This window comes from Corallococcus sp. AS-1-12 (genome assembly GCF_020036995.1).
Taxonomy (GTDB): Bacteria; Myxococcota; Myxococcia; order Myxococcales; family Myxococcaceae; genus Corallococcus.
Genome location: NZ_JAIQDD010000034.1, coordinates 23,110 through 46,222 on the forward strand (window position 1 = coordinate 23,110; position 23,113 = coordinate 46,222).

The 23,113-nt window shown below is 70.3% G+C and carries 20 protein-coding genes; 13 read left to right on the forward strand and 7 right to left on the reverse strand.

All coding sequences use genetic code 11. The features are described 5' to 3' along the window. Positions 1-132: 132 nt before the first annotated feature. Entirely contained in the window at positions 133-468 is a 336-nt protein-coding gene (locus K8556_RS34010) for a DUF2171 domain-containing protein (protein WP_223744275.1), read from the reverse strand. Between the two features lie 153 nt (positions 469-621). Between K8556_RS34010 and K8556_RS34015 the strand changes: the two genes are divergently transcribed. The 4 genes from K8556_RS34015 to K8556_RS34030 all read left to right on the forward strand — a co-directional run bounded on the left by K8556_RS34015 (position 622) and on the right by K8556_RS34030 (position 5,089). Next, entirely contained in the window at positions 622-819 is a 198-nt protein-coding gene (locus tag K8556_RS34015) for a hypothetical protein (RefSeq protein ID WP_223744276.1), read from the forward strand. 510 nt (positions 820-1,329) lie between these two features. Continuing rightward, complete coding sequence (locus K8556_RS34020; protein ID WP_223744277.1) at positions 1,330-3,681, forward strand: glycosyltransferase; 2,352 nt, start codon at positions 1,330-1,332, stop codon at positions 3,679-3,681. Positions 3,682-3,905: 224 nt separating this feature from the next. Beyond that, positions 3,906-4,406: a hypothetical protein gene (locus K8556_RS34025; RefSeq protein WP_223744278.1), complete on the forward strand. Its 501-nt coding sequence runs from the start codon at positions 3,906-3,908 to the stop codon at positions 4,404-4,406. A 140-nt stretch (positions 4,407-4,546) separates the two neighbouring features. Further along, the gene (locus tag K8556_RS34030; protein WP_223744279.1) at positions 4,547-5,089 is read left to right on the forward strand and encodes a hypothetical protein; all 543 of its coding nucleotides are present in this window, start codon (positions 4,547-4,549) and stop codon (positions 5,087-5,089) included. A 1-nt stretch (position 5,090) separates the two neighbouring features. Here K8556_RS34030 and K8556_RS34035 read toward each other — a convergent pair whose 3' ends face one another. Then, positions 5,091-6,104, reverse strand: a complete 1,014-nt coding sequence (locus K8556_RS34035) for an ABC transporter ATP-binding protein (protein ID WP_255652921.1) — start codon at positions 6,102-6,104, stop codon at positions 5,091-5,093. A 192-nt stretch (positions 6,105-6,296) separates the two neighbouring features. Between K8556_RS34035 and K8556_RS34040 the strand changes: the two genes are divergently transcribed. After that, positions 6,297-7,343, forward strand: a complete 1,047-nt coding sequence (locus K8556_RS34040) for an oxygenase MpaB family protein (RefSeq protein ID WP_223744280.1) — start codon at positions 6,297-6,299, stop codon at positions 7,341-7,343. A gap of 1 nt (position 7,344) precedes the next feature. Here K8556_RS34040 and K8556_RS34045 read toward each other — a convergent pair whose 3' ends face one another. Both K8556_RS34045 and K8556_RS34050 read right to left on the reverse strand, forming a co-directional pair. Continuing rightward, positions 7,345-7,629, reverse strand: a complete 285-nt coding sequence (locus K8556_RS34045) for a DUF427 domain-containing protein (protein ID WP_223744281.1) — start codon at positions 7,627-7,629, stop codon at positions 7,345-7,347. A gap of 34 nt (positions 7,630-7,663) precedes the next feature. Beyond that, the gene (locus tag K8556_RS34050) at positions 7,664-8,491 is read right to left on the reverse strand and encodes an alpha/beta fold hydrolase (RefSeq protein WP_223744282.1); all 828 of its coding nucleotides are present in this window, start codon (positions 8,489-8,491) and stop codon (positions 7,664-7,666) included. A gap of 140 nt (positions 8,492-8,631) precedes the next feature. On the opposite strand from K8556_RS34050, the gene K8556_RS34055 reads away from it, so the two are divergent. Together K8556_RS34055 and K8556_RS34060 are read left to right on the forward strand one after the other, a co-directional pair. Then, entirely contained in the window at positions 8,632-10,695 is a 2,064-nt protein-coding gene (locus K8556_RS34055) for a HEAT repeat domain-containing protein (protein ID WP_223744283.1), read from the forward strand. Between the two features lie 2 nt (positions 10,696-10,697). Further along, on the forward strand, positions 10,698-11,276 hold the full coding sequence (locus K8556_RS34060; RefSeq protein ID WP_223744284.1) for a hypothetical protein: 579 nt from the start codon (positions 10,698-10,700) through the stop codon (positions 11,274-11,276). A 64-nt stretch (positions 11,277-11,340) separates the two neighbouring features. Here the strand turns inward: K8556_RS34060 and K8556_RS34065 are convergent, their stop codons facing one another. Both K8556_RS34065 and K8556_RS34070 read right to left on the reverse strand, forming a co-directional pair. After that, entirely contained in the window at positions 11,341-11,724 is a 384-nt protein-coding gene (locus K8556_RS34065) for a hypothetical protein (RefSeq protein ID WP_370640009.1), read from the reverse strand. A gap of 82 nt (positions 11,725-11,806) precedes the next feature. Continuing rightward, on the reverse strand, positions 11,807-12,448 hold the full coding sequence (locus K8556_RS34070) for a hypothetical protein (protein WP_223744333.1): 642 nt from the start codon (positions 12,446-12,448) through the stop codon (positions 11,807-11,809). A 651-nt stretch (positions 12,449-13,099) separates the two neighbouring features. Here K8556_RS34070 and K8556_RS34075 point away from each other — a divergent pair. The 6 genes from K8556_RS34075 to K8556_RS34100 all read left to right on the forward strand — a co-directional run bounded on the left by K8556_RS34075 (position 13,100) and on the right by K8556_RS34100 (position 22,465). Further along, a complete protein-coding gene (locus K8556_RS34075) occupies positions 13,100-14,422 on the forward strand; it encodes a TolC family protein (RefSeq protein ID WP_223744286.1) in 1,323 nt (440 codons plus the stop codon). Then, the gene (locus K8556_RS34080) at positions 14,410-15,618 is read left to right on the forward strand and encodes an efflux RND transporter periplasmic adaptor subunit (RefSeq protein WP_223744287.1); all 1,209 of its coding nucleotides are present in this window, start codon (positions 14,410-14,412) and stop codon (positions 15,616-15,618) included. Before K8556_RS34075 ends, K8556_RS34080 begins: the two co-directional genes overlap by 13 nt. Positions 15,619-15,627: 9 nt before the next feature. Continuing rightward, positions 15,628-18,822 (forward strand): efflux RND transporter permease subunit, encoded by a 3,195-nt coding sequence (locus K8556_RS34085; RefSeq protein ID WP_223744288.1) that lies wholly within the window; start codon positions 15,628-15,630, stop codon positions 18,820-18,822. Positions 18,823-18,909: 87 nt separating this feature from the next. Then, positions 18,910-20,751 (forward strand): cyclic nucleotide-binding and patatin-like phospholipase domain-containing protein, encoded by a 1,842-nt coding sequence (locus tag K8556_RS34090; RefSeq protein ID WP_223744289.1) that lies wholly within the window; start codon positions 18,910-18,912, stop codon positions 20,749-20,751. Further along, complete coding sequence (locus tag K8556_RS34095) at positions 20,748-21,716, forward strand: ketoacyl-ACP synthase III (RefSeq protein ID WP_223744290.1); 969 nt, start codon at positions 20,748-20,750, stop codon at positions 21,714-21,716. The genes K8556_RS34090 and K8556_RS34095 overlap by 4 nt, the downstream gene beginning before the upstream one ends. Beyond that, positions 21,713-22,465 (forward strand): lysophospholipid acyltransferase family protein, encoded by a 753-nt coding sequence (locus K8556_RS34100; protein ID WP_223744291.1) that lies wholly within the window; start codon positions 21,713-21,715, stop codon positions 22,463-22,465. The genes K8556_RS34095 and K8556_RS34100 overlap by 4 nt, the downstream gene beginning before the upstream one ends. Here K8556_RS34100 and K8556_RS34105 read toward each other — a convergent pair. Continuing rightward, the gene (locus tag K8556_RS34105) at positions 22,447-22,995 is read right to left on the reverse strand and encodes a DUF2378 family protein (RefSeq protein ID WP_223744292.1); all 549 of its coding nucleotides are present in this window, start codon (positions 22,993-22,995) and stop codon (positions 22,447-22,449) included. The two genes, K8556_RS34100 and K8556_RS34105, sit on opposite strands and share 19 nt — an antisense overlap. Positions 22,996-23,113: the final 118 nt, after the last annotated feature.

Here is a 23,113-nt window from a genome sequence, read left to right on the forward strand (position 1 = left end):
GCAAGATGTCGAAAACCGTCGCATGGCCCCACCGGGACGTCAGGTCGAGGGGTCCGTCTAACGCGCCGGTCTGACACCCAGGCGACCGCAAGGCCCAGTGATTCCAGGGCCTTGCCCTCCGGGTCGGACGCGTCAGTGCCGCATGGGACCCAGGGGGTCGTTCGTGGGCTCCGCCTCCAGGCCCTCGCTGTGGCGCGGCGGCAGGGCTCCGCCGTCGTCGTCCTCCTCCAGCGTGAGCTGCGGGTGGTCCGCCGGCTTGAGCAGGACTTCATCCCCGCTCACGGCCGCCACGTCGCTGTACTCCACCAGGTAGTCGCGCCGGGGAATGGGCACCAGGCCCCGCTCCAGCTCGAAGTGCGTGTCGCCCACGCCCGCCACCCGGCCCAGTTGCTGTCCATCGGCGGTGCGCACCGACATGCCCTCGCGCACCTCTCCCGCGTGAATCATCGCGTCGCTCCTCGCGCTCATGGGGTCCTCGCCAAGAGTGGGGTCGCTCCCGCCGCCGTGCGCGGTGTGGCAGGCAGCCCGGTGGGCCCTCGGGCCGCCTTCTTCCACGCCCGTGCGCCCGCCCCGCGCGCGGCCCTGTCACGGGGTGCCTAACGTTGGCTCAAGGAGGCCCCCATGCTGCTGGAACTTTCGAACGACGAATCGCGCGTGCTTAAGGACGCCGTGGATTCCTCGCTGCAGACGCTGCTGGATGAAATCGCCCGCGCGGAGCAACGCGAACACAAGGAGGCGCTGCACCAGCGCTACGAGCGGCTCGCCGCCCTCCAGCGCCGGCTGGAGCCCGTGGTGGAGAGCGAACAGGTCTACGCCTGACAATCCCCTCGCTCAAATCCTCACCATCCATCCAGGCACCGGGTTGCGATTCACAATCCGCCTGTGTATGGTTTACGCGCAGTCCCGCAGAAACCCAACCTGGCCAGGAATTTCCACGTGGGTCCGTGGCCGTCCGTCTGGACGGAGGCTTTGTTGGCCGTTGAATCCGGCATGACCACGATGCACCGCCGGCAAATCCGACACTGGAGTTGCCCATGAGCAGGTCTTCGAAGCAGTACCAACCCTCGCAGGCAGATATCGATAACCGTTCGCGTCAGCTCAATCCCCAGGATGACGCGTACTGGCAGTCTCGTGGCGAAGAAGGTCGTCCCTCCGAAGAGGCAGCGGATACCCAGAAGCCTCAGGCGCCCGAGCCCTCCGAGCCCGCGTTGAAGTAGCAAGCTCCCTTCCACAAGACGACACGGCTTCGCGCAGACTCGCGGAGCCGTGTCGCGGCGTTCCCACTTCAACAGGTGCCATGGCGTGAAGCCATGGCACCCGGGCCATTTCATGCGAGTGCTTCAGGTCATCCATGGCTACCCCATGCGCTTCAACGCGGGCTCGGAGGTGTATACCCAGGCACTTTCACAAGGCCTGTCGAGCCGGCACGAGGTCCAGGTCTTCACCCGCCGCGAGGACCCGTTCCTCCCAGACTACGAACTGACACAGGAGCGTGATCCAGACGACCCGCGTGTCCTGCTGCATCTGGTCAACCTCCCCAACAGTCGTGACCGCTACCGGCATGAAGGGGTGGATCAACGCTTCGCGGAAGTGCTGGACGGCTTCCGTCCTCACGTCATCCACGTGGGCCATCTGAACCACCTGTCCACGTCTCTGCTGGAGGTGGCCGCGACCCGTGGAATCCCCATCGTCTTCACCCTGCACGACTACTGGCTCATGTGTCCCCGGGGGCAGTTCCTGCAGATGCATCCCGTTGCCGGGAGCGAGCCCTGGTCCGCATGTTCAGGCCAGGAGGACCGGAAGTGCGCGGAGCGCTGCTACGCGCGCTACTTCTCTGGAGGCCCCGAAACGCGGGAGCAGGACGTCGCGCACTGGAGTCAGTGGGTGCACGACCGGATGGAGCATGTGCGCCGGATGATGGAGCACGTGGACCTCTTCATCGCGCCTTCGCGCTACCTGCTGGAGCGATTCCAGCGGGACTTCGGGCTGGCCGCCCACAAGGCGGTGTATCTGGATTACGGCTTCGACCTGGAGCGACTGCGCCACCGGCAGCGAACGCCCGAACCCGACGTCGTCTTCGGCTACATCGGCACCCACATCCCGGCCAAGGGCATCCATCACCTCATCAAGGCTTTCGGGCAGGTGCGCGGCAAGGCCCGGCTGAAGATCTGGGGACGGCCTCGCGGCGAACACACGGACACCCTCAAGGCGCTGGCCCTGGCCCTGCCGGGAGATGCCAGCACACGCGTGGAGTGGCTTCCCGAGTACCGCAACGCGGACATCGTGCGGGACGTCTTCAACCACGTGGATGCCATCGTCGTGCCCTCCATCTGGGTGGAGAACTCTCCGCTGGTCATCCACGAGGCGCTCCAGGCGCGGGTGCCTGTCATCACCGCGGATACAGGAGGGATGCGCGAGTACGTCCGGGATGGAGAAAACGGCGTGCTCTTCACCCACCGGGACCCCGGCTCGCTTGCCCGGGCCATGCAGCAGTTGGTGGACGCCCCGGAGCTGGCGGTGCGACTTGGCAGTCGCGGGCACCTCCTGGGGGAAGGGGGCGACGTGCAGGGGATGCAGGCCCACGTGGAGGCCGTGGAGGCCCTGTATGCCCGTGCCATCCGGGAACACCGTGCCCGTCGTGCCCCCAGCCGGCCCGGCCCCTGGCGCATCACCTTCGACACCAATCCCGACGACTGCAACCTGCACTGCATCATGTGTGAGGACCACTCGCCCCACAGCGATACCCAACGCCTGCGCCGGGAAGCCGGCCAGCCCAAGCGTCGCATGCCCCTGGAACTGCTGCGACGGATCATGGCGGACAGTGATGGCACGCCCCTGCGGGAGGTGATTCCGTCAACCATGGGGGAACCGCTGCTCTATCCCCATTTCGACGACATCATCGATCTGTGCATGGCGCACGGGGTGTGGCTGAACCTCACCACCAACGGGACGTTTCCCAGGCGCGGAGCACGAGCGTGGGCACGCCGGCTGGTCCCCATCACCTCCGACGTGAAGGTGTCGTGGAATGGTGCCACGAAGCAGACCCACGAAGCGGTGATGCCCGGAACCCGCTGGGAACAGGTCCTGGAGAACCTCCGCCAGTTCCTCGCCGAGCGCGATGTTCATGCCCGCGAGGGAGGTCATCGCTGCAGGGTCACGCTCCAGCTCACCTTCCTGGAGTCGAACGTGGGCGAGCTGGCGGACATCGTGCGGCTCGCGGCGGACCTGGGCGTCGACAGGGTGAAGGGTCACCACCTCTGGGCCCACTTCGCCGCCATCCAGCCCCTGTCCATGAGGCGCGACGCCTCGGCGATCCATCGTTGGAACGAGGCCGTCCAGCAGGCGCACCGTGTCGCGGAGGAGTGTCGGCGGCCGGATGGGAGCAAGGTGCTCCTGGAGAACATCCTTCCTCTGGGAGCGGAGGCCGTCACGGACCTCGCGCCTGGCGCGCAGTGTCCGTTCCTGGGGAAGGAGGCATGGGTGAGCGCCGTGGGCCGCTTCGACCCCTGCTGCGCTCCCGACAAGGAACGACGAACGCTCGGGAGTCTGGGCAACCTGAACGAGGTGGGCATCCGGGAGGTGTGGACGGGCCCGGCCTATCAACGGCTGCTGAATGGCTATCAGGACCATCCCCTGTGTCGCGGCTGCAACATGCGTCAGCCGGTGAAGGAGGCCCCTTGAACCCCAGCGCCCATCCGCGGGTCTCGCCTGACAGGACCCATCATCTCCTGGACGGCAAGCCGCTCTATGCCGCGCGCTTCACCGAGGTCCTCTCCTTTCACGAACCGGGACTCGCCGCTGTCAGGGACGCCTCGGGAGCATTCCACATCGACTTGAGGGGGAACGCGCTCTCCTCCCGCCGCTTCATCCGGACGTTTGGATTCTATGAAGGGCTCGCGGCGGTCGTGGATGCAGAGGGTGCGTTCCACCTGCGCGTGGATGGGCAGGAGCTCACGACAGGGCGCCACGCGTGGTGCGGCAACTTCCAGGACGGGCGCTGTCCGGTCCGGGCGAAGGACGGCCGCTACTTCCACATCGATGGCCGGGGAGAGGCGGCCTATCTGGAGCGGTATGCCTACGCGGGAGACTTCCGGGACGGCTACGCGGTGGTGCAGGAGGCCTCGGGCCTCCACCTGCACATCGACAAGCAGGGGCACCCCTTGAATGCGCGCCGGTTCTTCGACCTGGATGTCTTCCACAAGGGCTTCGCGCGCGCCCGGGACGCAGGCGGCTGGCATCACGTCGACGCCGCGGGAGACGCTCTCTACGCCCGGCGCTTCGCCATCGTGGAGCCCTTCTACAACGGACAGGCCCGCGTAGAGACGTTGGACGGCGCGCTCCAGGTCATCGACGAGCAGGGCATCACCGTGCGCGAGTTGCGTGCACGCCATCCGGAGCCGGCATGAGGTCCTCGCCCCGCTCGTCCGCGCCGGATGAGGTCCTCTCGCTTGATTCCGTCGTTGCCTTCGCCCGGGAGCAGCTCGTTCCGCTTGTCTCCCACGCGTTTCCAGGCCGATTCTTCCTGGCCGGGGGAGCGTTCAAGACCTTGCTCCAAGGGCGTCCCCCGCATGACCTGGACCTCTGGCCAGCCAGCGTCCTGGACCGGCAGGTGCTCCTCGTCCATCTGGAGGCACAGGGGGCCCTCCTGCTGGATGACAACCCTCCCTTCCAGACGACCTTCCAGCTCTCGGGACGTCGGCTCGAAGTGGCCTACGACTGCGCACCAGCGACACTGGAAGAGCGCCTCTCCCGATTCGACCTGGGCCTCTCCGCCATCGGCGTGGAATACGCGGGAGGCCATTGGCGGGGGCACGTCCATCCCCTGGCGGCGGAGTCCGTCCAGCGCCGCGAGGTGCTGCTGCTGCGCCCGCTGGCCAACTGGAAGTACCTGCTCGCCACCCTGGAGCGGTTGCGTCGCTACGGCGAGGAGCTGGGATATCGCGTCCCTGCCACGGAGGAGCAGTACCTCTGGGACCTGTTCGAGGCACAGCCTCGTGCATCCCAGGAAGCCCTGATGACACGCCATGCCCGTGTCGCGCGTGAGGCCAGCAGCGTCCTGGCGGAAGCCAGGCTGCGGCTCCGCCCCTGACTCACACCGCGCGCCCCGTCCTCGCGTCGAACCGGCGCAGGTAGCGCGCGTCGTGGCGCAGCCACACCGTGTCTCCGCTCGCGGCGCGGAAGTCTCCGGGCGCCCGCGCCACCAGGCGCTCGCCGCCCGTCTCCACCGTCACCCAGACCTCCGCGCCCATGGGCTCCACCAGGTACACGCGCCCCTCGCGCGCGTCCTCCGGCTGGGGCCCCTGCCCCACCTGGAGGTGCTCCGGCCTCAGCCCCAGCACCGCGTCCCCTTCGGACAGGCCCAGCGTCTGGGGCTTCACCAGGTTGATGCGCGGCGAGCCGAAGAAGCCCGCCACGAAGAGGTTCGCGGGCGCGTCGTAGAGCTCGCGCGGCGGGGCCACCTGCTGCACCTCGCCCTGGCTCATCACCACCACGCGGTCCGACAGCGTCATCGCCTCCGCCTGGTCGTGCGTGACGTAGATGAACGTGGCCTTCAGTTGTTCGTGCAGCTTCTTGATTTCGCCGCGCATCTGCGTGCGCAGCGCCGCGTCCAGGTTGGACAGGGGCTCGTCGAAGAGGAACACCTTGGGCCTGCGCACCAATGCGCGCCCCAGCGCCACGCGCTGCCGCTGCCCGCCCGACAGCTCCTTCGGCCGGCGCGACAGGAGCGCCTCCAGCCCCAGCACGCCGGACACCTCGCGCACGCGCGCCTCGACGTCCTTCGCGTCCATGCCCGCCACCTTCAGCGGGAACGCCAGGTTCCCGGCCACGTCCAGGTGCGGATAGAGCGCGTAGCTCTGGAACACCATCGCGATGTCGCGCTCGCGCGGCGACAGGTCGTTCACCAACTGCCCGTCGATTCTCAGCTCGCCGCCGGACAGCTCCTCCAGCCCGGCGATGAGGTTCAACGTCGTGGACTTGCCGCATCCGGACGGGCCCACCAGCGACACGAACTCGCCGTCCGCGATGTCCAGCGTCACGCCCTTCACCGCCACCACGCCCCCCCGGTACACCTTGCGCACGTCCTGCAGGGACACCGTCGCCAAGGCTCCGCTCCTCCACTCAGGGCCACGCCCCGCGAAAAGCCCCAGCATCGCCGCTCGCGTCCGCCCGGAAAGTCCAGTCCACCCCGCCCCGTCACATCCCCTACGTGACGGGTTTTCCAGGACGGGCGGTTTGTTACAGGCTTAACAGTTCTCTACACTGCTCCGGAACGCCATCCACCGGAGCGCCCGCCCATGCCCTTCACCTTCCGTGGCCAGAACCTGACCGCCATCCTGGGCGACCCGCTCACCGCGGCCAACAGCCTGTACGGCATCATGAGCGCCGCGGAGCCGGAGTTCATGGAGGAGCTGCGGCAGCACTGGAAGAAGCACATCCGCGACACGCCCGGCGTGAACGGCACCTCGTGGCGGCCCGCGCTGAAGGCCTTCTCCGCCATCGAGGGCTACTGGGGCAACACGTACAGCGACCACCGCATCGCGAAGGTGCTCTACGGGCCGACGTACTCGGTGGCCACCCAGGGAGTGACGGGCGTGGGGTCCTCCGCCCAGTTCCTGCGCGACTTCGAGGCCGCGCGCGACGAGGCGTTCTACGTCTTCTTCCAGGGCGCGTCCGTGAACCAGTTGGCGGGCGTGTCCTTCCGGGCCACCTACTACCACAAGGACGTGTCGTCCCTCTTCAAGCAGCGCCCGCACAGCAAGCTCAAGGCCATCGTGTCCCGCCGGGTCATCGAGACCGCGCAGATCATGCTGCGCATCCTCTACGGCAACATGAACATGGGCTGGGGCAGCCTCTACAGCACGCGCACCCTGTCCACCACGCTGCTGCTGGCGCAGATGCACAACTCCGCGCTGGGCCACTACAAGTCCCTCGATACGGGGCGGCAGCATTGCTACAACCAGAGCGGGGTCGCCTTCACGCTGCTGACGTTCGCGTACATCGTCGCGCAGGCGTGGGAGGACAAGGGCTACGAGTACAACGAGCAGCGCTGGTACTACTTCTGGAAGCTGCTGGGCTCGCTGCTGGGCGTGGACACGCGCCTCATCCCGGACGACCACGCGGAGGCCGCCACGCTGTGGGACCTCTTCTTCGCGCAAGGCGAGTGCTACGGCGGCACGCCCGCCCCCTACCCCACGACGCTGGACGCCAACCGCATCGACGATGAGCTGTGGAACGGCTACGGCGTGCAGCCGGAGGCGAACCTCCTCCAGTGGGTCCCCGCCTTCGTCGTCACCCAGCTCCGCAACAGCCTGCGCTGGGGCAAGTACCTGGTGGGCCTCTGATTCAGCGCTCCACCGTCACGCCCTTCCAGAAGGCCACGTAGCCCTGGATGTTGGACGCGGCCGGCTTGGGCTCCGGGTAGTACCAGGCCGCGTCCGCGTTCGTCTTCCCGTCCACCTCCACGGAGTAGTAGTGGGCCTGGCCCTTCCAGGGGCAGGTGGTGTGCGTGGCGCTGGGCTTGAAGTGCTCGCGCACCAGGCTGTCCGGCGGGAAGTAGATGTTGCCCTCCACGGTCTCGAAGGTGTCGCTCTTCGCGAGCACCGCGCCGTTCCATTTCGCGACTGGCATGGGGAAACCTCCTGGGGACTTCGTTAACGGCGCGTCAGCCCGCCTGCGCGGCCGGCTTGGACGCGTGTTGGGTGAGGAACGGAGCGAGCTCCGCGTTGACGAGCGCCGGCTCCTCCACGGAGGAGGAGTGGCCCCCGCGCGACAGGCGCACCAGCTTCGAGCCCGGGATGAGCGAGTGGATGCGCTCCGATTTGGAGGGCACCGTCGCGCGGTCCTCCTCCCCCACGATGACGAGCGTGGGCGTGCGGATGCGCGGCAGCTCCTCCGCGACGGGCTTGCGTTGGATGACGCCGTTGACGGCGCGGTAGATGTCGCGGCGGTTGCCCGTCAGGCGCGTGCGCCACAGCGCCCGCTCCTCCGCCCGGCCCGGGTCGGTGAGGAACGACGTGCCGAACATGATGCGCATCACCGGCCCGGCGACGGGGCCCAGGCCCACGTAGCGGGCGACGAGGTTGAGCGCGGTGTAGCGCGGCACGTTGGCGAGGGGCTCGGGGTCGGCGGACGTCTCCAGGAGCACCAGGGAGCGCAGCAGGTCCGGCCGGCGCGCCGCGAGCCGCATGCCCACGAAGCCCCCCATGGACAGCCCCACGAAGTGGACGGGGGCGACGCCCAGCGACTCGATGAGCGCCACCGCGTCCGCGTACACCGTCTCCACGTCGATGGCGGACTCGGGCGGCACGTCGCTCTGGCCCTGCCCCCGGTGGTCGTACGAAATGCAGCGGAAGCGGCCTCGCAGGGCCTCCACCTGCGGGTCGAACAGCCGGGTACTCCAGAGGAGCCCGTGGCTGAAGAGGACCACGTCCCCGGCGCCGCCGGTGTCCTCGTAGTACAGCCGGGTTCCATTCACGGACCGCATGGGCATGGGCACGGCCTCCCTTCGCTGGAGGGGCACCCTAATCCATGGCTCGCCAGGACCGCAGCCCTCCCTGGGAGGTCGTTGTCCACTGGAGGAGAAGGGCTCGCGCGGAGGGCCGCTTGTGCCGCCCGGCGCTTGGGAGGAGCATGGGCGGCACCTTCCGGATGCGCTCCTCTCGCCCTGTCCTTGTCGCCCTCGCGGTGGTGGTCCTCGCGGCGGGCCTGTTCTTCTTCCTGCGCGCCCCGGCGCCCACGCCCGCGTCTGCTCCGCCGGTGACACAGGCTCCGGCTCCGCTGGACGCGGGCAGCGTGGCCGCGCCCGTGCCGGTGAAGACGGTGGAGGCGCCGCCCGCCGCACCCAATCACTACGTGGGCTCGCAGGTGTGCGCGGACTGCCACGAGGAGCAGCACGCGGGCTGGAAGCACGACTGGCACTCGCGGGCGCTGTCACCGGCGACGAAGCCGTACGTGGTGGGCGCGTTCACGGCGGGCACGCACTTCCAGGGCGAGTCCAGCGAGGCGTGGATGCGCCGCGACGGGAGCCGCTACCTGATGCGCACCAAGGGCGCGGACGGGAACCTGGGCGAGTGGCCGGTGCAGTGGGTGGTGGGCGGCAAGCGGATGCAGGACCCCATCACGCTGATGCCGGACGGCCGCTGGCAGGTGATGCCGGTGTACTTCCACGTGACGGGCAAGGGCGAGTGGGTGGACTACTCGGAGAAGAAGCAGGGGGCGCTGTCGCCGGACCACCCGTTCTTCTGGACGAACTTCCGCCGCAGCGCGCAGCACGCGTGCCTGGACTGCCACGTGACGGGGCTGGACGCGCGCTATGACCGGGCGAGCCACCAGTGGGAGACGAAGTTCGCGGACGCGGGCGTCGCGTGCGAGTCCTGCCACGGGCCCGGCGGGCGGCACGCGGAGTCGCAGGCGCCGGAGGACATCATCCAGCCGGCGAAGCTGTCGAAGGAGGAGGGCTTCTCCGTGTGCGCGCAGTGCCACGGGCCGCGCCGCACGCTGTTCCCCATGCTGGACGCGAAGCACCACTTCCTGCCCGGCCAGCGCTACGACGCGAGCTATCAGCCCATGGTGCTGCTGGTGGGCAACGAGCGCTCCGGGGACTTCTTCGCGGACGGGCGCCCCAGCACGTCCAGCTTCGAGTACCAGGCGCTCCTCCAGTCGAAGTGCCACATGAAGGGCGGGGCCACGTGCCTGACGTGCCACACGGCGCCGCACGACGCGAGCGCGCCCAACGAGGTGCGCAAGCACAAGCCGGTGGCGGCGCGCACGTCGGTGAACGCGTCCACGTGCCAGGGCTGTCACCCGGAGGTGGTGGCGCAGGGCGAGCAGCACACGCACCACAAGGCGGCGGCGGCGCAGGACTGCCTGGCGTGTCACATGCCGCCGGTGGTGTCGGGCGTGTTGGACCACTTCGCGGACCACGCGCTGGACGTGCCGGCGCCCCAGAACACGGCGCGCCATGACATCCCCAACGCGTGCAACACCTGTCACGCGAAGCAGGCGCCGGACGCGATGCAGGCGGCGCTGGTGAAGTGGTGGCCGAAGGCGGAGGCGCGGCAGGAGCGCAGGCTGCGGCTGGCGGACGCGTTCGACGAGAAGACGGCGGCGGGGAGCCGGGGAGCGCTGGAGGCGGTGCTGGCGGACACGTCGGAGGCGGGCACGTTGCGGGGCGCGGCGGCGAAGTTCCTGGCGCGCCGGTTCAAGCATGACGCGGTGCCGGCGCTGCGGGCGGCGTTGAAGGGGACGACGGACAGCACGTTGCGCTCGGACATCATCGACGGGTTGGGCGCGGCGAACGCGCGCGAGGCGACGGAGGACCTGGCGGCGCTGCTCCACGACGGCTCGCTGTGGGTGCGCCAGGGCGCGGCGTTGACGCTGGCGGCGTTCGGGGACGCCAGGGCGATGCCCGCGTTGCAGGCGCTGGCGACGGAGCCGGAGACGCGCGGGCTGGTGCAGCCGCACGTGATGCTGGGGCAGTTGGCGATGCGCAAGCGCGACGTCGTCACGGCGACGCGCGAGTTCGAACAGGCGCTGGACCTGCAGCCCTACAACGCGGACGTGCTGGTGCGGCTGGCGGACCTCTACGTGGTGCAGGGCAACGCGGCGAAGGGCCGCGAGCGCCTGGAGGAAGCGCTCCGGTTCGATCCACAGAACCGCTCCGCGAAGCAGCGGCTGGGCATGTTGCTGCGGTGAGGATGCGCTGGAGCGCGACATGGCGCACGTTGCCGGCGGCGCTGCTCCTGGTGAGTTGCCTGCGGTCTACGCCCACGCGTGATGCCTGGACGAATGACGCATCCATCGAGTTCCCTCGGTTCTTCGAGCAGCCTGCCGTGGAAGCGAGCGCGGACGGAGGCGCTGTCGAACTGAGCGGCACCGTCCTGCATGCGCTCGATGTCGCCGCCGCTGACTTCCTGGGCCCACAAGATGCCAACACCCCGTGCGTCAACCGGCGTGAGTCACACCGGTACAGGGTCATCCAGCGGCCAGGGGTCATCTTCGTGCGGATCGATGAGGATCCCCGGGCCTGTGGACTGACTGTTCCCGCCCTGCATTCGGGCGCGCAGTACGCGGTCGGAGGCGATGGCCGGATCCTCCGCCGCCTTCGGGATGGCGAGCCGGATGAAACGCTGGAGCCCAAGGATGCAGGCCCCGGCATCCTGGTTCCCACATCGGAGGTCGGCCGGTCCTTTGATCCACCCGATGGCTCCGTGCCCTTGCCGTTCATCCAGGCACCTGGCCCGGATGCGGGGACCGGAGTGCGCCATGGCCCATGACCCGAACCCGTTGCGGGAAAGGTCTACGAGTAACGGGGGCCCATCCAGCCGTCCGTGAACGGCCTCAGTGCCGCACGGCGAGGATGCGCCGTCCCTTCACGTCCACGGCATAGGTCGCCCCCATGTCCATGATGGCGCCCTGCTTCTCACAGAGCTGGGGCTTGAGCGTGATCTGCACGAAGGTCACGCCCTCCGGGCCCGGTGCCGCGCTGACGTCATAGGACTCGCGCTGATAGAGACAGCGCTCCTCCTCCGTCGCCCCGTCGTGGGGCTTCAGGTCCAGCGGCCGGAAATCATCCAGCGCCAGTTGCATGGCGGTCACCGTGCCGCCCGCGAGCGTCTGCGCGTCTTCGGGCAGGTCCAGTGGGAACTGGACGCGGGCCGCCTCTTCCTCCGGTGCATGGGGAGGACGCGAAGTGCGCTGGAAGAGCGCACACGCGGGGAGCAAGCACAGGGCCAGGAGCCATCCTGACTTCGGGAGGCCCTTACGTCCGCGGGGTGCTGATTTCAGGAGGTTCATAGGCGGGGCATTACTCCGTCACGGCGGTCATCAGACCCGTGGCTTTGTGCTCTGGCTTGACGATACCGATGAGCGCCCAGCGCTTCCCGCGCCGTTCATAGACTTCTCCAGGTCTGGCTTCACCAATGTACGGGACCAGCTTCATCACCCGGCATGCCGTGTCAAACTGGAGCCGGATGGAGTACCTCTGACGCGCCTCTGCTCGGTCCGGCCTGGACATGCGTGAGTTGGCCCAGGGGTGGCTGTGGTAGTCCGCCTGGATCTTCACCGCGCCTCGTGAGTCCCGAACGAAGTTCGGCTGCTTGCAGCTCTTCTGTTGCTCAGGAGTCGCCTTCAAGAGCGGTCCAAGCGGAGATGGCATGCTCGCCGAGTAGGCACCGTCTCCCACGGAGTAGAGGACCCCGCAGTATTCCTGTCCATACTCACGCCCCTGGGCGCGCGGCAGCTCCATGACGGCGGGGCAGAGCTGATCGATGACCGCATCGATGTCAGCGGAGGGTCGGATGGCATCCCAGGGGCCTCGCACCCATACGGCACCATTCATGAGTCCGTAGTCGCGATCCTCGACCGGAACTGGGCTGGCACCCACACAGGACACGAACCAAAGCCCGGTCGCGACTACGCCCAGGAACAAGATCCTGAAATTCAGCATCAACGTTCAATACCATATAAACAAGAAAACCACACGCCGGAGCGAGCCACGGCCCATGACCCGGCCGGTAGGACAGACGTGGCGTGCTGAACGCGCGCCCTCCCCTGAAGACAGACGCCTGCTTGGCGTTCGTGACGCACGTTGGCGCTTCCCTTGTCCCAGCCCGCGTCAGGACGCGCCATGTCTCCACGAGCCCCTCCCCCTTCCCTGCCCTTGCGTCCGTAAGGGCAACCCCGGACCTCCAGGTCCGTGCATCGACTGCTGAGCACTTCCTCGCCCTGCTGTGTTGTCCACTGGAGCGCCGGGGGGCGCGAACCGTGGCGGGGGGCTGGCTTCGCCCCTACCTGGGGAGCATCCCTTATGAACGCGCTCGTGTTCGCAGCCCTGCTGGTTCCCGCCGGAATCCCCGGTGAGCCACCAGCGCCCACCGGCTCCGGACCCTTCCGTCCCGCCCTCGCGCAATACACCGCGCCACCGCAGCGCGCTCCACCCGCGCCTCCACCGCCCTCCGTCGCGCCACCCGCCGTGCCCACGCCGGCTCCCACCGCTCCCGCGCCCGCCGCCCCGGCCCCGAACACACCCCGGGCTCCCGCTCCGCCGCGGCCCGGCCGCGCCAGCACCCCGTCCCAGAGCCCGGAAGACGTCCCTGAAGTGCCCCCGCCGTTCCAGGCGAACGTGTCGGATCCGCTGCTCGCTCCCGCGCCCGCCGCGCCCCTGGAGCTCCAGTCCTGGAACGAAGCGCTCACGCTCCTGCGCCAGCGCTCCCCCGACCTCCAGGCCGCCCTGGGCCAGGTCGAGGCCGCCGCGGGCACGTGGCGCATCGCGCTCGCCAACCTGCTGCCCTCCGTCACCGGCACCCTGTCCGCCCAATACAACGTGCTCAACCCGAACATCCCCGCCGTGGGCGGTGGCATCGGCGGCGGCGTGGGCGGTGGCGTGAGCGGCGCCGGGGGCTTCACCCCCACGGAGCTGCTGGGCATCGGCGTGCTCAGCGCGAACGTCCCCGTCGTGGACCTGGCCAACCTCTACGCCCTGGGCAGCGCCAAGGAGTCGCGCCGCACCGCCAGCCTGTCGCTCGCGGAGACGCGCCGGCAGCTCACCCGCGGACTCGCGCAGGCGCTGGTCTCCGTGTCCTCCAACGAGCGCCTGGCGGAGGTCAACCGCGTCAACCTGCGCACCGCGCTGGAGCGGCTGGCCCTGGCGCAGCGCCGCTTCGAGCTGGGCGCCGGCACCCGCCTGGACGTCGTCCGCGTGGAGCAGGACGCCCAGGCCGCCCGCCGCAACGTCGTCACCGGCGACGAGAACCTGCGCCAGGCGCGCGAGGCGCTCGGGCTCGCCCTGGGCACCCCGTCCGCCGTGGGCCTCAAGCCGGGCCTGGAGCTGACCACCCTGCTCCAGGGCGCGAAGGCCACCTGCCGCACGCTGGAGTCGCTGGAGAACCGCCCGGACATCGCCGCCGCGCGCTCCCGCCAGGTGGTGGCCGAACGCGCCATCGGCGAGGTGTACCGCCAATACGCGCCCACCCTGGACCTCACCAGCACCACCACCGCGCTCACCGTCAACCCGGGCTTCGCCGAGGTCCCCATCTGGAACGTCGGCGCCAGCCTGGTGCTGCCCTTCTGGGACGGCGGCGCGCGCGAGGGCCGCCTGCGCCAGGCCCGCGGCCAGTTGGAGCAGGCCCGCGCGGACGCCACCTCCCGCGAGCGCGACGTCGTCGTGGAGGTCACCCAGGCGAAGCGCGCCGTGCAGGTGACCCAGACGACGCGCGCCCTCGCGGAGCGCGAGCGCGGGCTCGCGGAAGAGAACGACCGGCTCACCCGCCGCAGCTTCGAGGTGGGCACCGGAACGAGCCTCGAGCTGGTGCAGTCAGCCGGGGCCCTGCGTCAGGCCGAACTGGAGCTCGTCCTCCGGGACTTCCAGTACCGCCAGGCCGTGGTGGATGCATTCCTGTCGGAGGCGGCATGCGATTGGTGAGGCGCGGTTGGGTCGCGTGGGGTCTCTTCCTCGCGCTGACGACAGGCGGGTGCAGCGGCGGCAAGGGGCCCGGCCAGGCCGCGCCCGGAGGCGGCCCCCAGGGAGGCCAGCAGGGCCCGGGCGGCGGCAAGCCCGTCCCCGTGCAGGTGATGGCGGTGAAGCCCGGCCCGGTGCGCGACACGAGCGAGTACGTGGGCACCCTCATCTCCCGCAGCAGCATCACCGTCGTCCCGCAGGTCGCCGGCTACATCCAGAAGATCCCCATCCGCCCCGGCCAGAAGGTGAAGGCCGGCCAGGTGCTGCTCGTCGTGGACCCGCGCCAGGAGCAGGCCTCCCTGCGCGCCACCCAGGCCCAGAAGGCCTCCGCCGTCGCCAACCGCGAGTTCGCGCGCAGGACGCGCGAGCGCAGCGCGCAGCTCCTCCGGGAGGGGCTCGTCAGCCGCCAGGACTACGAGCAGGCCGTGGCCCAGGCGGCGCAAGCCGAGGCCCAGGCCCAGGCGGCGGAGGCGCAGATCCAGAACCAGCAGGTGCAACTGGGCTTCTTCAACGTCAGCGCCCCCTTCGACGGCGTCGTGGGCGACATCCCCGTGAAGCTGGGCGACTACGTGACGCCGCAGACGGCGCTCACCATCGTGGACCAGAGCCGCGCCCTGGAGCTGTCCGTGCAGGTGCCCGTGGACCAGGCCGCGCGGGTGAAGGTGGGGCAGACGCCGCTGGAGGTCCTCGACGAGGACGGCGAGCCCGTCGTCCGCGCCCCCGCCTTCTTCGTCGCCCCCACGCCCAACCCGAACACGCAGTTGGTGGAGGTGAAGGCCGCGTTCGACAACACCGTGGGCCTGCGCGCGGGCCAGTTGGTCCGCGCGCAGCTCGTCTACGACGTGCGCGAGGCCTTGAAGATGCCCACCACCGCGGTGACGCGGCAGGGCAGCCAGTCCTTCGCCCTGGTGGTGGGGGAGGGCGACGCGGGCACCGTGGTGAAGCGCCAGCCGGTGACGCTGGGGCTGGTGGAGGGCAACGACTACGAGGTGCTCAAGGGCCTGGACGCGGGCACCCAGGTCATCATCAGCGGGGTGCAGCAACTGCGCGACGGCATGCCCATCCAGCCGAAGCCCGCGCCACAGGCGCAGGGCCAGACCGAAGGCATGCCCCTGCCACCCGCCCAGGGCATGGGCGGCGGCGCGGACGCGGGCCGCTAGGGGGCTGCCATGTTCACCGACTTCTTCATCCAGCGCCCCGTCTTCTCCAGCGTGCTGTCCATCCTCATCACGCTGGTGGGCGCCATCTCCATCCCCAGCCTCCCCATCGAGCAGTACCCGGAGCTGGCGCTGCCGCAGGTGCAAATCACGGCCACGTACACCGGCGCGTCCGCGGAGACGGTGGAGAGCGCCGTCACCACCGTGCTGGAGCGCCAGCTCAACGGCATGGAGGGCATGCGCTACATGTCCTCCACCAGCACCAACGACGGCCAGTGCACCATCACCGCCACGTTCGACCCGTCGCGCGACGTGGACCTGGCCGCGGTGGACGTGCAGAACCGCGTGGCCACCGCCACGCCGCAGTTGCCCTCGCAGGTGAACGCGCTGGGCGTCACCGTGCGCAAGGCGCAGACACAACTGCTCGTCTCCTTTGGCGTCTATGACAAGGAGAAGCGCTACGACACGGAGTTCATCAGCAACTACGCGGACGTCTACATCCGTGACGCGCTCCTGCGCGTGAAGGGCGTGGGCGACGTGCGCATCTTCGGAGAGCGCCGCTTCGCCATGCGCCTGTGGCTGGACCCCTCGGAGCTGGCCCGGAGGAGCCTCACCGCGCAGGACGTGGTGAGCGCGCTGCAGGAGCAGAACGTCCAGGTGGGCGCGGGCAAGGTGGGCCAGGCCCCGTCCTCCAAGGAGCAGGCGTACCAGTTGTCCCTCCAGGTGAAGGGCCAGCTCACGTCGGCGGAGGAGTTCGGCGCCATCGTCATCCAGCGCGGCCGGGACGGCGCCCTGGTGCGCATCCGCGACGTGGGCAGCGTGCAACTGGGCGCGGAGAACTACCAGCAGCTCCTGCGCTTCAACGGCCAGGACGCGGTGGGCCTGGGCATCACGCAGTTGCCCGGCTCCAACGCGCTGGCGGTGCGCGAGGGCGTGGAGGCGGAGCTCCAGCGGCTGTCCGCCAACTTCCCGCCGGGCCTCACCTATCAGGTGGCGTTCGACACCACGGCCGCGGTGAGCGCCTCCATCGAGGAGGTGCTCCACGCGCTGGGCGAGGCCATCCTGCTGGTCATCCTGGTCATCTTCATCTTCCTGCACGGCTGGCGCAGCGTGCTGGTGGCGGTGACGACGCTGCCGGTGTCGCTGGTGGGCACGTTCATGTTCGTCAACGCGTTCGGCTTCTCGCTCAACACGCTGACCCTCTTCGGCCTCACGCTGGCCACGGGCCTGGTGGTGGATGACGCCATCGTGGTCATCGAGAACGTGGAGCGCGTCATCGAGCACGAGAAGGTGGACGCGAAGGAGGCCACGCACCGGGGCATGCAGCAGGTGGCCGGCGTGGTGGTGGCCACCGCGCTGGTGCTGTCCGCGGTGTTCATCCCGGTGTCCTTCTTCCCCGGCACCACCGGCGCCATCTACCGCCAGTTCGCGCTCACCATCGCGTTCTCCATCAGCCTCTCCGCGCTCGTCGCGCTCACGCTGTCCCCCGCGCTGTGCGCGCGCCTCCTGCGCCCCAACGAGGGCCAGAAGTTCGTGCTGGCGCGCAAGTTCGACCAGGGCCTGGACGCGCTCCGGCGCGGCTACGGGAAGCTGCTGGGCCTGATGCTGGGCAAGGCGCGGTGGCTGGTGGTGGGCATCTTCGCGCTGTTCCTCGTGGGCACGGGCCTGCTCTACCGGGCCACGCCCACGGGCTTCATCCCGGACGAGGACCAGGGCTACCTCATCATCGCGGTGCAGGGCCCGGAGGGCACGTCGCTGGAGTACACGCGCAACGTGCTCATCCAGGTGGAGGGCATCATCAAGCAGCAGCAGGAGGTGACGCAGATCTTCACCGTGGGCGGCTTCTCGCTGCTGGGCACGGGCGCCAACTACGGCTCGCTCTTCATCAACCTGAAGCCCTGGGAGGAGCGCAAGGCGAAGGAGTCCAGCGTCGCGGGGCTGGTGGAGCGCCTGCGCGGTCCGCTGAGCGCCGTGGGCGGCGCGCGCGTGCTGCCCCTGCAACCGCCCGCCATCCGCGGCGTGGGCAGCGTGGGCGGCTTCGAGTTCGTGCTGGAGGACCAGCAGGGCGGCCGCACGCTGGAGGAATTGGCGCAGGCCACGCAGGCGCTGGTGGGCAAGGCGGGCCAGGAGCAGCGGCTGCGCGGCGTGTTCTCCGCGTTCACCGCGGGCTCGCCGCAGCTCAACATCGACGTGGACCGGGAGAAGGCCAAGGCCCTGGGCGTGCCCCTGTCCTCGCTGTTCTCCACGCTCCAGGTGTACCTGGGCAGCCAGTACGTGAACGACTTCACCTTCGCCAACCGCGTCTACCGCGTGTTCGTGCAGGCCGCGACGCCCTTCCGTGACAACCCGAAGGACATCGGCAGCTTCTACGTGCGCTCGGACACCGGGGCCATGGTGCCGCTGGAGGCGCTGGTGAAGGTGACGCCCATCACCAGCGCGCAGAACATCACCCACTACAACCTCTTCCGCTCCGCCAACATCAACGGCCAGGGCGCCCCCGGCGTCTCCACCGGCCAGGCGCTCTCCGCCATGGAGGAGGTCGCGAAGCAGGCCCTGCCGCCGGGCTTCACCTACGAGTGGACGGGCCTGTCCCAGGAGCAGAAGAGCGCGGGCAACACCGTGCTCGTCATCTTCGCGCTGGGCATCGTGTTCGTGTTCCTGGTGCTGGCCGCGCAGTATGAGAGCTTCGCCCTGCCCTTCGTCGTCATGCTCGCGGTGCCCGTCGCGATGATGGGCGCGCTGCTCCTGCAGAACCTGCGCGGGCTGGTGAACGACGTGTTCTGTCAGGTGGGCTTGGTGATGCTGGTGGGCCTCGCGTCGAAGAACGCCATCCTCATCGTGGAGTTCGGCGAGCAGCTCCGCGCGCAGGGCCAGGGCGTGGTGGAGTCCGCCATCAACGCGGCGGAGACGCGCCTGCGGCCCATCCTGATGACGTCCTTCGCGTTCCTCTTCGGCGTGGTGCCGCTGATGCTGGCCAGCGGCGCGGGCGCCTCCGCGCGCAAGTCGCTGGGCACGGCCGTCTTCGGCGGCATGCTCTTCTCCACCTTCGTGAACCTCATCTTCATCCCGGTGCTCTACGCGCTGGTCGAGGGCGCGCGCACGAAGATCCTGAAACACCGCAAGCACGGCAATTCATCAGGCGGTCCGAGGAATCCGCCGCCGTCCCTCCCTCCCGAGGGGGAGCCGCCGCGACCCCAGCCGGCGTAGCGACGCGTCGCGGAGGACCCGCACAGCGGGCAGGCACCCCGGTGCGCTATCCGGCGCCGGAGCGTCCTGGTTATCCTTGGGCGACGCATGGCTTCTCCCCTGACTGTCGATGAGCGGCGTCGGTGGCTGTACACGTTGAAGCAAGCCCCCGTGCTGCGCCACGCGCGTGTGTCCGCCCTGCTCCGCCTGCTGGAGCGGGCCCGGCCGGTGGAGCCTCGGCCCGGAGAGGTCCTCTGCCGTGAGGGCGAGCCGGTGGACGGCCTCTACCTGCTGCGCTCGGGCGAGTGGCGGGTGACGTCGGCGGGGACGGTGCTGCTGCACCTGCGCGCGGGGATGTCGCTGGGCGTGGAGGCGCTCGCGCGTGGCACGTGGCCCGTCACGGTGACGGCGGCGTCCGCGTCGCACGCGCTCTTCCTTCCCCGCGAGGAGCTGGAGGCGGTGACGGTGGTGCCTCGCGGCGGCGCGGCGGCTCGCGCGGACGTGGTGACGTTCCGCGCGGCGCAGGGGCTGGAGCTGCCGCCCGCGACGCTGTCCGTGCTGGTGGAGCTGGTGGCGAAGGTGATGGTCCACGACTTCGGGGACCGGGTGCTGCTCGTGCGCGCGGGGGCGAAGCGCGCGGAGGGCACGGTGCGCGGAGCCGACCGCGTGTTCCGCCGCACGGTGGCGCCGGGCGCGCCGCTGCTGGCCGAGGGCGAGGACTTCGACTGCGTGCTGGTGGATGGCGTGCCGGTGCCGGAGTCGCTGACGCCGCGCGAGGTGCGGCTCGTGCCGCCGGAGGCAGAGGCGGACGGCGTGGGGACGCCGGGAGCGCCGGTGCTGCCCACCGTGCTGCTGTCGCCGTGGCGGCCGCAGGGCAGCCCGACGTTGCGAGGGCGCTCGCTGCCGGACGAGGACGGGTGGGACGAGGAAGCGCCGCCGCCCGGGTGCCGGCTGCGGCTGGACTGGGAGCGGCTGGTGGTGCGGCCCGGGGACGCAAGGCCGCTGGCGGCGCTGGGCCTGGACGCGGGGACGCGGGACGCGCTGTCGCGGTGGGCGCGCGCCATCACCGGCCGGCGCGTGGGGCTGGCGCTCAGCGGCGGCGGCGTGTGGGGCTTCTACCACGTGCACCTGCTGCGGAGGCTGGCCGCGCTGGACGTGCCGGTGGACCTCCTCAGCGGCGCGAGCATGGGCTCGCTGGTGGGGGCGTACTACTGCGGCACGGCGCGCGACGGGCGCGAGGGGCTGGACGGCCTGCGCCGGCTCCAGCACCGCGCGCGGGGCGGGCACCTGTCCGCCGCGGCGCTGTCCTCGGTCGTGACGACGCAGGCCATGGAGTGGCTGGTGCGCGGCGACCTGGGGGACCTGGCGTTGGAGGAGCTGGCCGTGGGCTTCCTGCCGGTGACGACGGACCTGACCACGGGCCGCTGCGTGGTGCTGGAGAAGGGGCCGCTGGCGCTGGCGGTGCGCGCGAGCGGCTCGGCGCCGGGCGTCTGGGCGCCCACGCTCCAGCCGCCCGCGCGCTACGTGGATGGGGCCTTCACCAGCATGGTGCCGGTGGACGTGCTGCTCCACGCGGGCGCGGACCTGGTCTTCTCCAGCAACATCTTCCCGGCGGGCCACCAGCACGCCGCGCGGCCGCTGTTGCCCGGGGCGGTGGGGCTGTTCCTCTCCGCGCTCAACCCGGTGGCGCGAGCGAAGGACCTGCTGGCCAGCGGCGTGTTGCTCCTGCACCGCAACGGAGACCTGGAGTCCGCCAGAGGGGACCTGCGCTACGACGTGGGCACGCGCGAGCATCCGCTGCTCGGCTCCATGCGCTTCACGCACGTGGACGAGGTGCTGGACGAGGCCGCGCGCGACATGGGCCTGGAGCAGAAGCTGCTGGAGCTCAAGCAGGCCTGGGAGGCGCTGCGCGTGCGCCGGAACCCGTCCGGTGGAAGGAGGGCCGCGTGATTCCGGTCCGCATCCTCGGCACCGCGAGCGTGCTGCCCGGTCCGCCGGTGACGACCGCGGAGGTCTGCGCGCGCGTGGGTCGCGACGCGGCGGAGGTGGAGCGGAAGACAGGCATCCGCGCGCGGCACTTCGCTCCGGCGGGCACGCGCGCGGCGGACCTGGGCGCACAGGCCCTGCGCGGCGCGCTGGAGGCGGCGGGACTTCCCGCGACGGCGCTGCGGCGGATCCTCTTCGTGTCGTCGATGGGCGGGGACGTCACCACGCCGTCCAACGGCAGCCGGGTGGCGGCGGCGCTGGGGCTGTCCGGGACCTGCGACGCGATGGACGTGGGCAACGCGTGCATGGGGTTCCTGAGCGCGTTCGACCTGGCGGCGCGCTCGGTGGCGACGGGGTTGGGGCCGGTGGGCGTGGTGTCCGTGGAGCTGCTGTCACGCACCACGCGGCCGGAGGACCCGCGTCCCTACCTGGTGCTGGGCGACGCCGCCGCGGCGGTGGTGCTGGGCGAGGCACGCCCCGGCGAGGGCGTGCTGGGGGCCGCGTTCGGCAACGACGGCACGCTGCCGCCGGACGTCGTGCTGGAGAACCCGCACCAGACGGGCCAGCCCGAGCGCATGCGCTTCCTCACGCCCTCGCGCGACATGACCCGCGTGGCGCTGGGGGCGCTGAAGCGCGCGGCGTCGACGGTGCTCCAGGGCGCGGGGCTGACGGTGGCGGACGTGGAGTGGGTGCTCACGCACCAGCCGAACGGGAGCATGTTCGCGGCCATCCTCCAGGCGCTGGAGGTGCCGGAGGCGAAGAGCGTCACGGTGGTGGACACCGTGGGCAGCGTGGGCTCCGCGTCGCTGGGCACGGGGTTGGACCGGCTGTGGCGCACGCGGCCGGTGAAGCCGGGGGACCGCGTGTTGATGGTGGGCGTGGGCGCGGGCGTGGCCCACGGCGCGGTGCTCTACCGGGTGGGCGGGTGACGTTCACCGCGACGGCGGCGCGGGCCGCGTGGCTGACGGCGTTCCGCCTGCTCCAGCGCTACCACCGCTACGAGGTGGTGAACCTGGAGCCGCTGCTGCGCCCCGGCGCGAAGCTGCTGGTGGGCTACCACGGCCGCCCCCTGGCGCTGGACCTGTGCATGCTGACGGTGACGCTGCATGACCGGCTGGGCTACCTGCCGCACGGCATCGCGCACGGCGCGTTCGACCGCATCCCCGGCATGCGTCAGGTCGCGGACGGGCTGGGCTTCGTCACCGGCGACGGGCCGCTGCTGGCGGAGGCGGTGAGGAAGGGCGAGCACGTGCTGGTGCAACCCGGAGGCACGCGCGAGGGCTGCCGGGACTTCCGGCACCGCTACCGCGTGGACTGGGGAGAGCGGCTGGGCTACCTGCGGCTGGCCGTGCGCTACGGCCTGCCCATCGTCCCCATCGCGGGCCACGGCATGGACGACGCCTACGTGGGCCTGAACGACGGCTACGCGTGGGGCAAGCGCGTGGGGATGCCGGGGAGGCTGCCGCTGTGGCTGGGCGTGGGCGCCACGGGCCCGTGGCCGCTGTCCCTGCCCTTCCCGGTGAAGATGACCCAATGGGTGGGAGCGCCGCTGACGACCCACCTGGCCCCGGGGTTCGACGCGGCGGACCGCGAGTCCCTGCTCACGGTGCACCGCGAGGTGACGGGCGCGGTGCAGGGACTGCTGGACGCGGCGCGCGGCTACCAGCGCACGCGGTAGATGGCGGCGCGGCCCTGGCGGGACTCGACCACGGTGGTCAGGCCCTTCACGCCGGTGGTCAGCATCCCGTGGTGGCAGATGGAGCCGATGAACTCCGGGTAGGTCCCGCCCTCGTTCACCCGGACGCGGTAGTCCGTGTCCGCCAGCCGCTCCACGTCCACGTGCAGGAAGTTGCTGCCGGAGGCCAGGTTGCGCGACATGCGGTCCAGCACGCGCGCCGGGCCCAGCAGCCGCAGCACCGCCTGCAGCGCGCGGCCCATGTTCGTCTCGAAGTAGCCCGCGACGAAGCGCTCTCCCAGCAGCCACTGCGCCTCGTTCATGGGCACGTTCGGGAACAGCTCCGTCGCGCCAATCTGCAGCAGCTTCTGCCACACGCTGTTCGGATACGCGGGCTCCAGCTTCCGGTCCAGGTCCAGCCCGGCGTCCTTCAGCTTCGCGCGCAGCGGACTGGGGCCTTCCAGCCGGCCCTTCAGGGCCAACAGCAGCCCTTCGACCGTATGGCCGAAGACGATCTCCGAGGGGTTCGACACGAGAGGCTCCTCCGCCATGTCTCGGGGGATGACGTGGCTTGGGTGGCCCCTCTTTTGACCGAACATCGACTCGTGAATCAACCCCTACATCCCCGGGGTGATGACGATTTCACGCGAG

Bases quoted from the DNA above. Each gene is read 5' to 3' on its own strand.
- K8556_RS34040 (WP_223744280.1), top strand. From the start codon at position 6,297: ATGCCCTTCACCTTCCGTGGCCAGAACCTGACCGCCATCCTGGGCGAC.
- K8556_RS34055 (WP_223744283.1), top strand. From the start codon at position 8,632: ATGGGCGGCACCTTCCGGATGCGCTCCTCTCGCCCTGTCCTTGTCGCC.
- K8556_RS34015 (WP_223744276.1), top strand. From the start codon at position 622: ATGCTGCTGGAACTTTCGAACGACGAATCGCGCGTGCTTAAGGACGCC.
- K8556_RS34085 (WP_223744288.1), top strand. From the start codon at position 15,628: ATGTTCACCGACTTCTTCATCCAGCGCCCCGTCTTCTCCAGCGTGCTG.
- K8556_RS34020 (WP_223744277.1), top strand. From the start codon at position 1,330: ATGCGAGTGCTTCAGGTCATCCATGGCTACCCCATGCGCTTCAACGCG.
- K8556_RS34080 (WP_223744287.1), top strand. From the start codon at position 14,410: ATGCGATTGGTGAGGCGCGGTTGGGTCGCGTGGGGTCTCTTCCTCGCG.
- K8556_RS34045 (WP_223744281.1), bottom strand. From the start codon at position 7,629: ATGCCAGTCGCGAAATGGAACGGCGCGGTGCTCGCGAAGAGCGACACC.
- K8556_RS34090 (WP_223744289.1), top strand. From the start codon at position 18,910: ATGGCTTCTCCCCTGACTGTCGATGAGCGGCGTCGGTGGCTGTACACG.
- K8556_RS34050 (WP_223744282.1), bottom strand. From the start codon at position 8,491: ATGCCCATGCGGTCCGTGAATGGAACCCGGCTGTACTACGAGGACACC.
- K8556_RS34060 (WP_223744284.1), top strand. From the start codon at position 10,698: ATGCGCTGGAGCGCGACATGGCGCACGTTGCCGGCGGCGCTGCTCCTG.
- K8556_RS34010 (WP_223744275.1), bottom strand. From the start codon at position 468: ATGAGCGCGAGGAGCGACGCGATGATTCACGCGGGAGAGGTGCGCGAG.
- K8556_RS34070 (WP_223744333.1), bottom strand. From the start codon at position 12,448: ATGCTGAATTTCAGGATCTTGTTCCTGGGCGTAGTCGCGACCGGGCTT.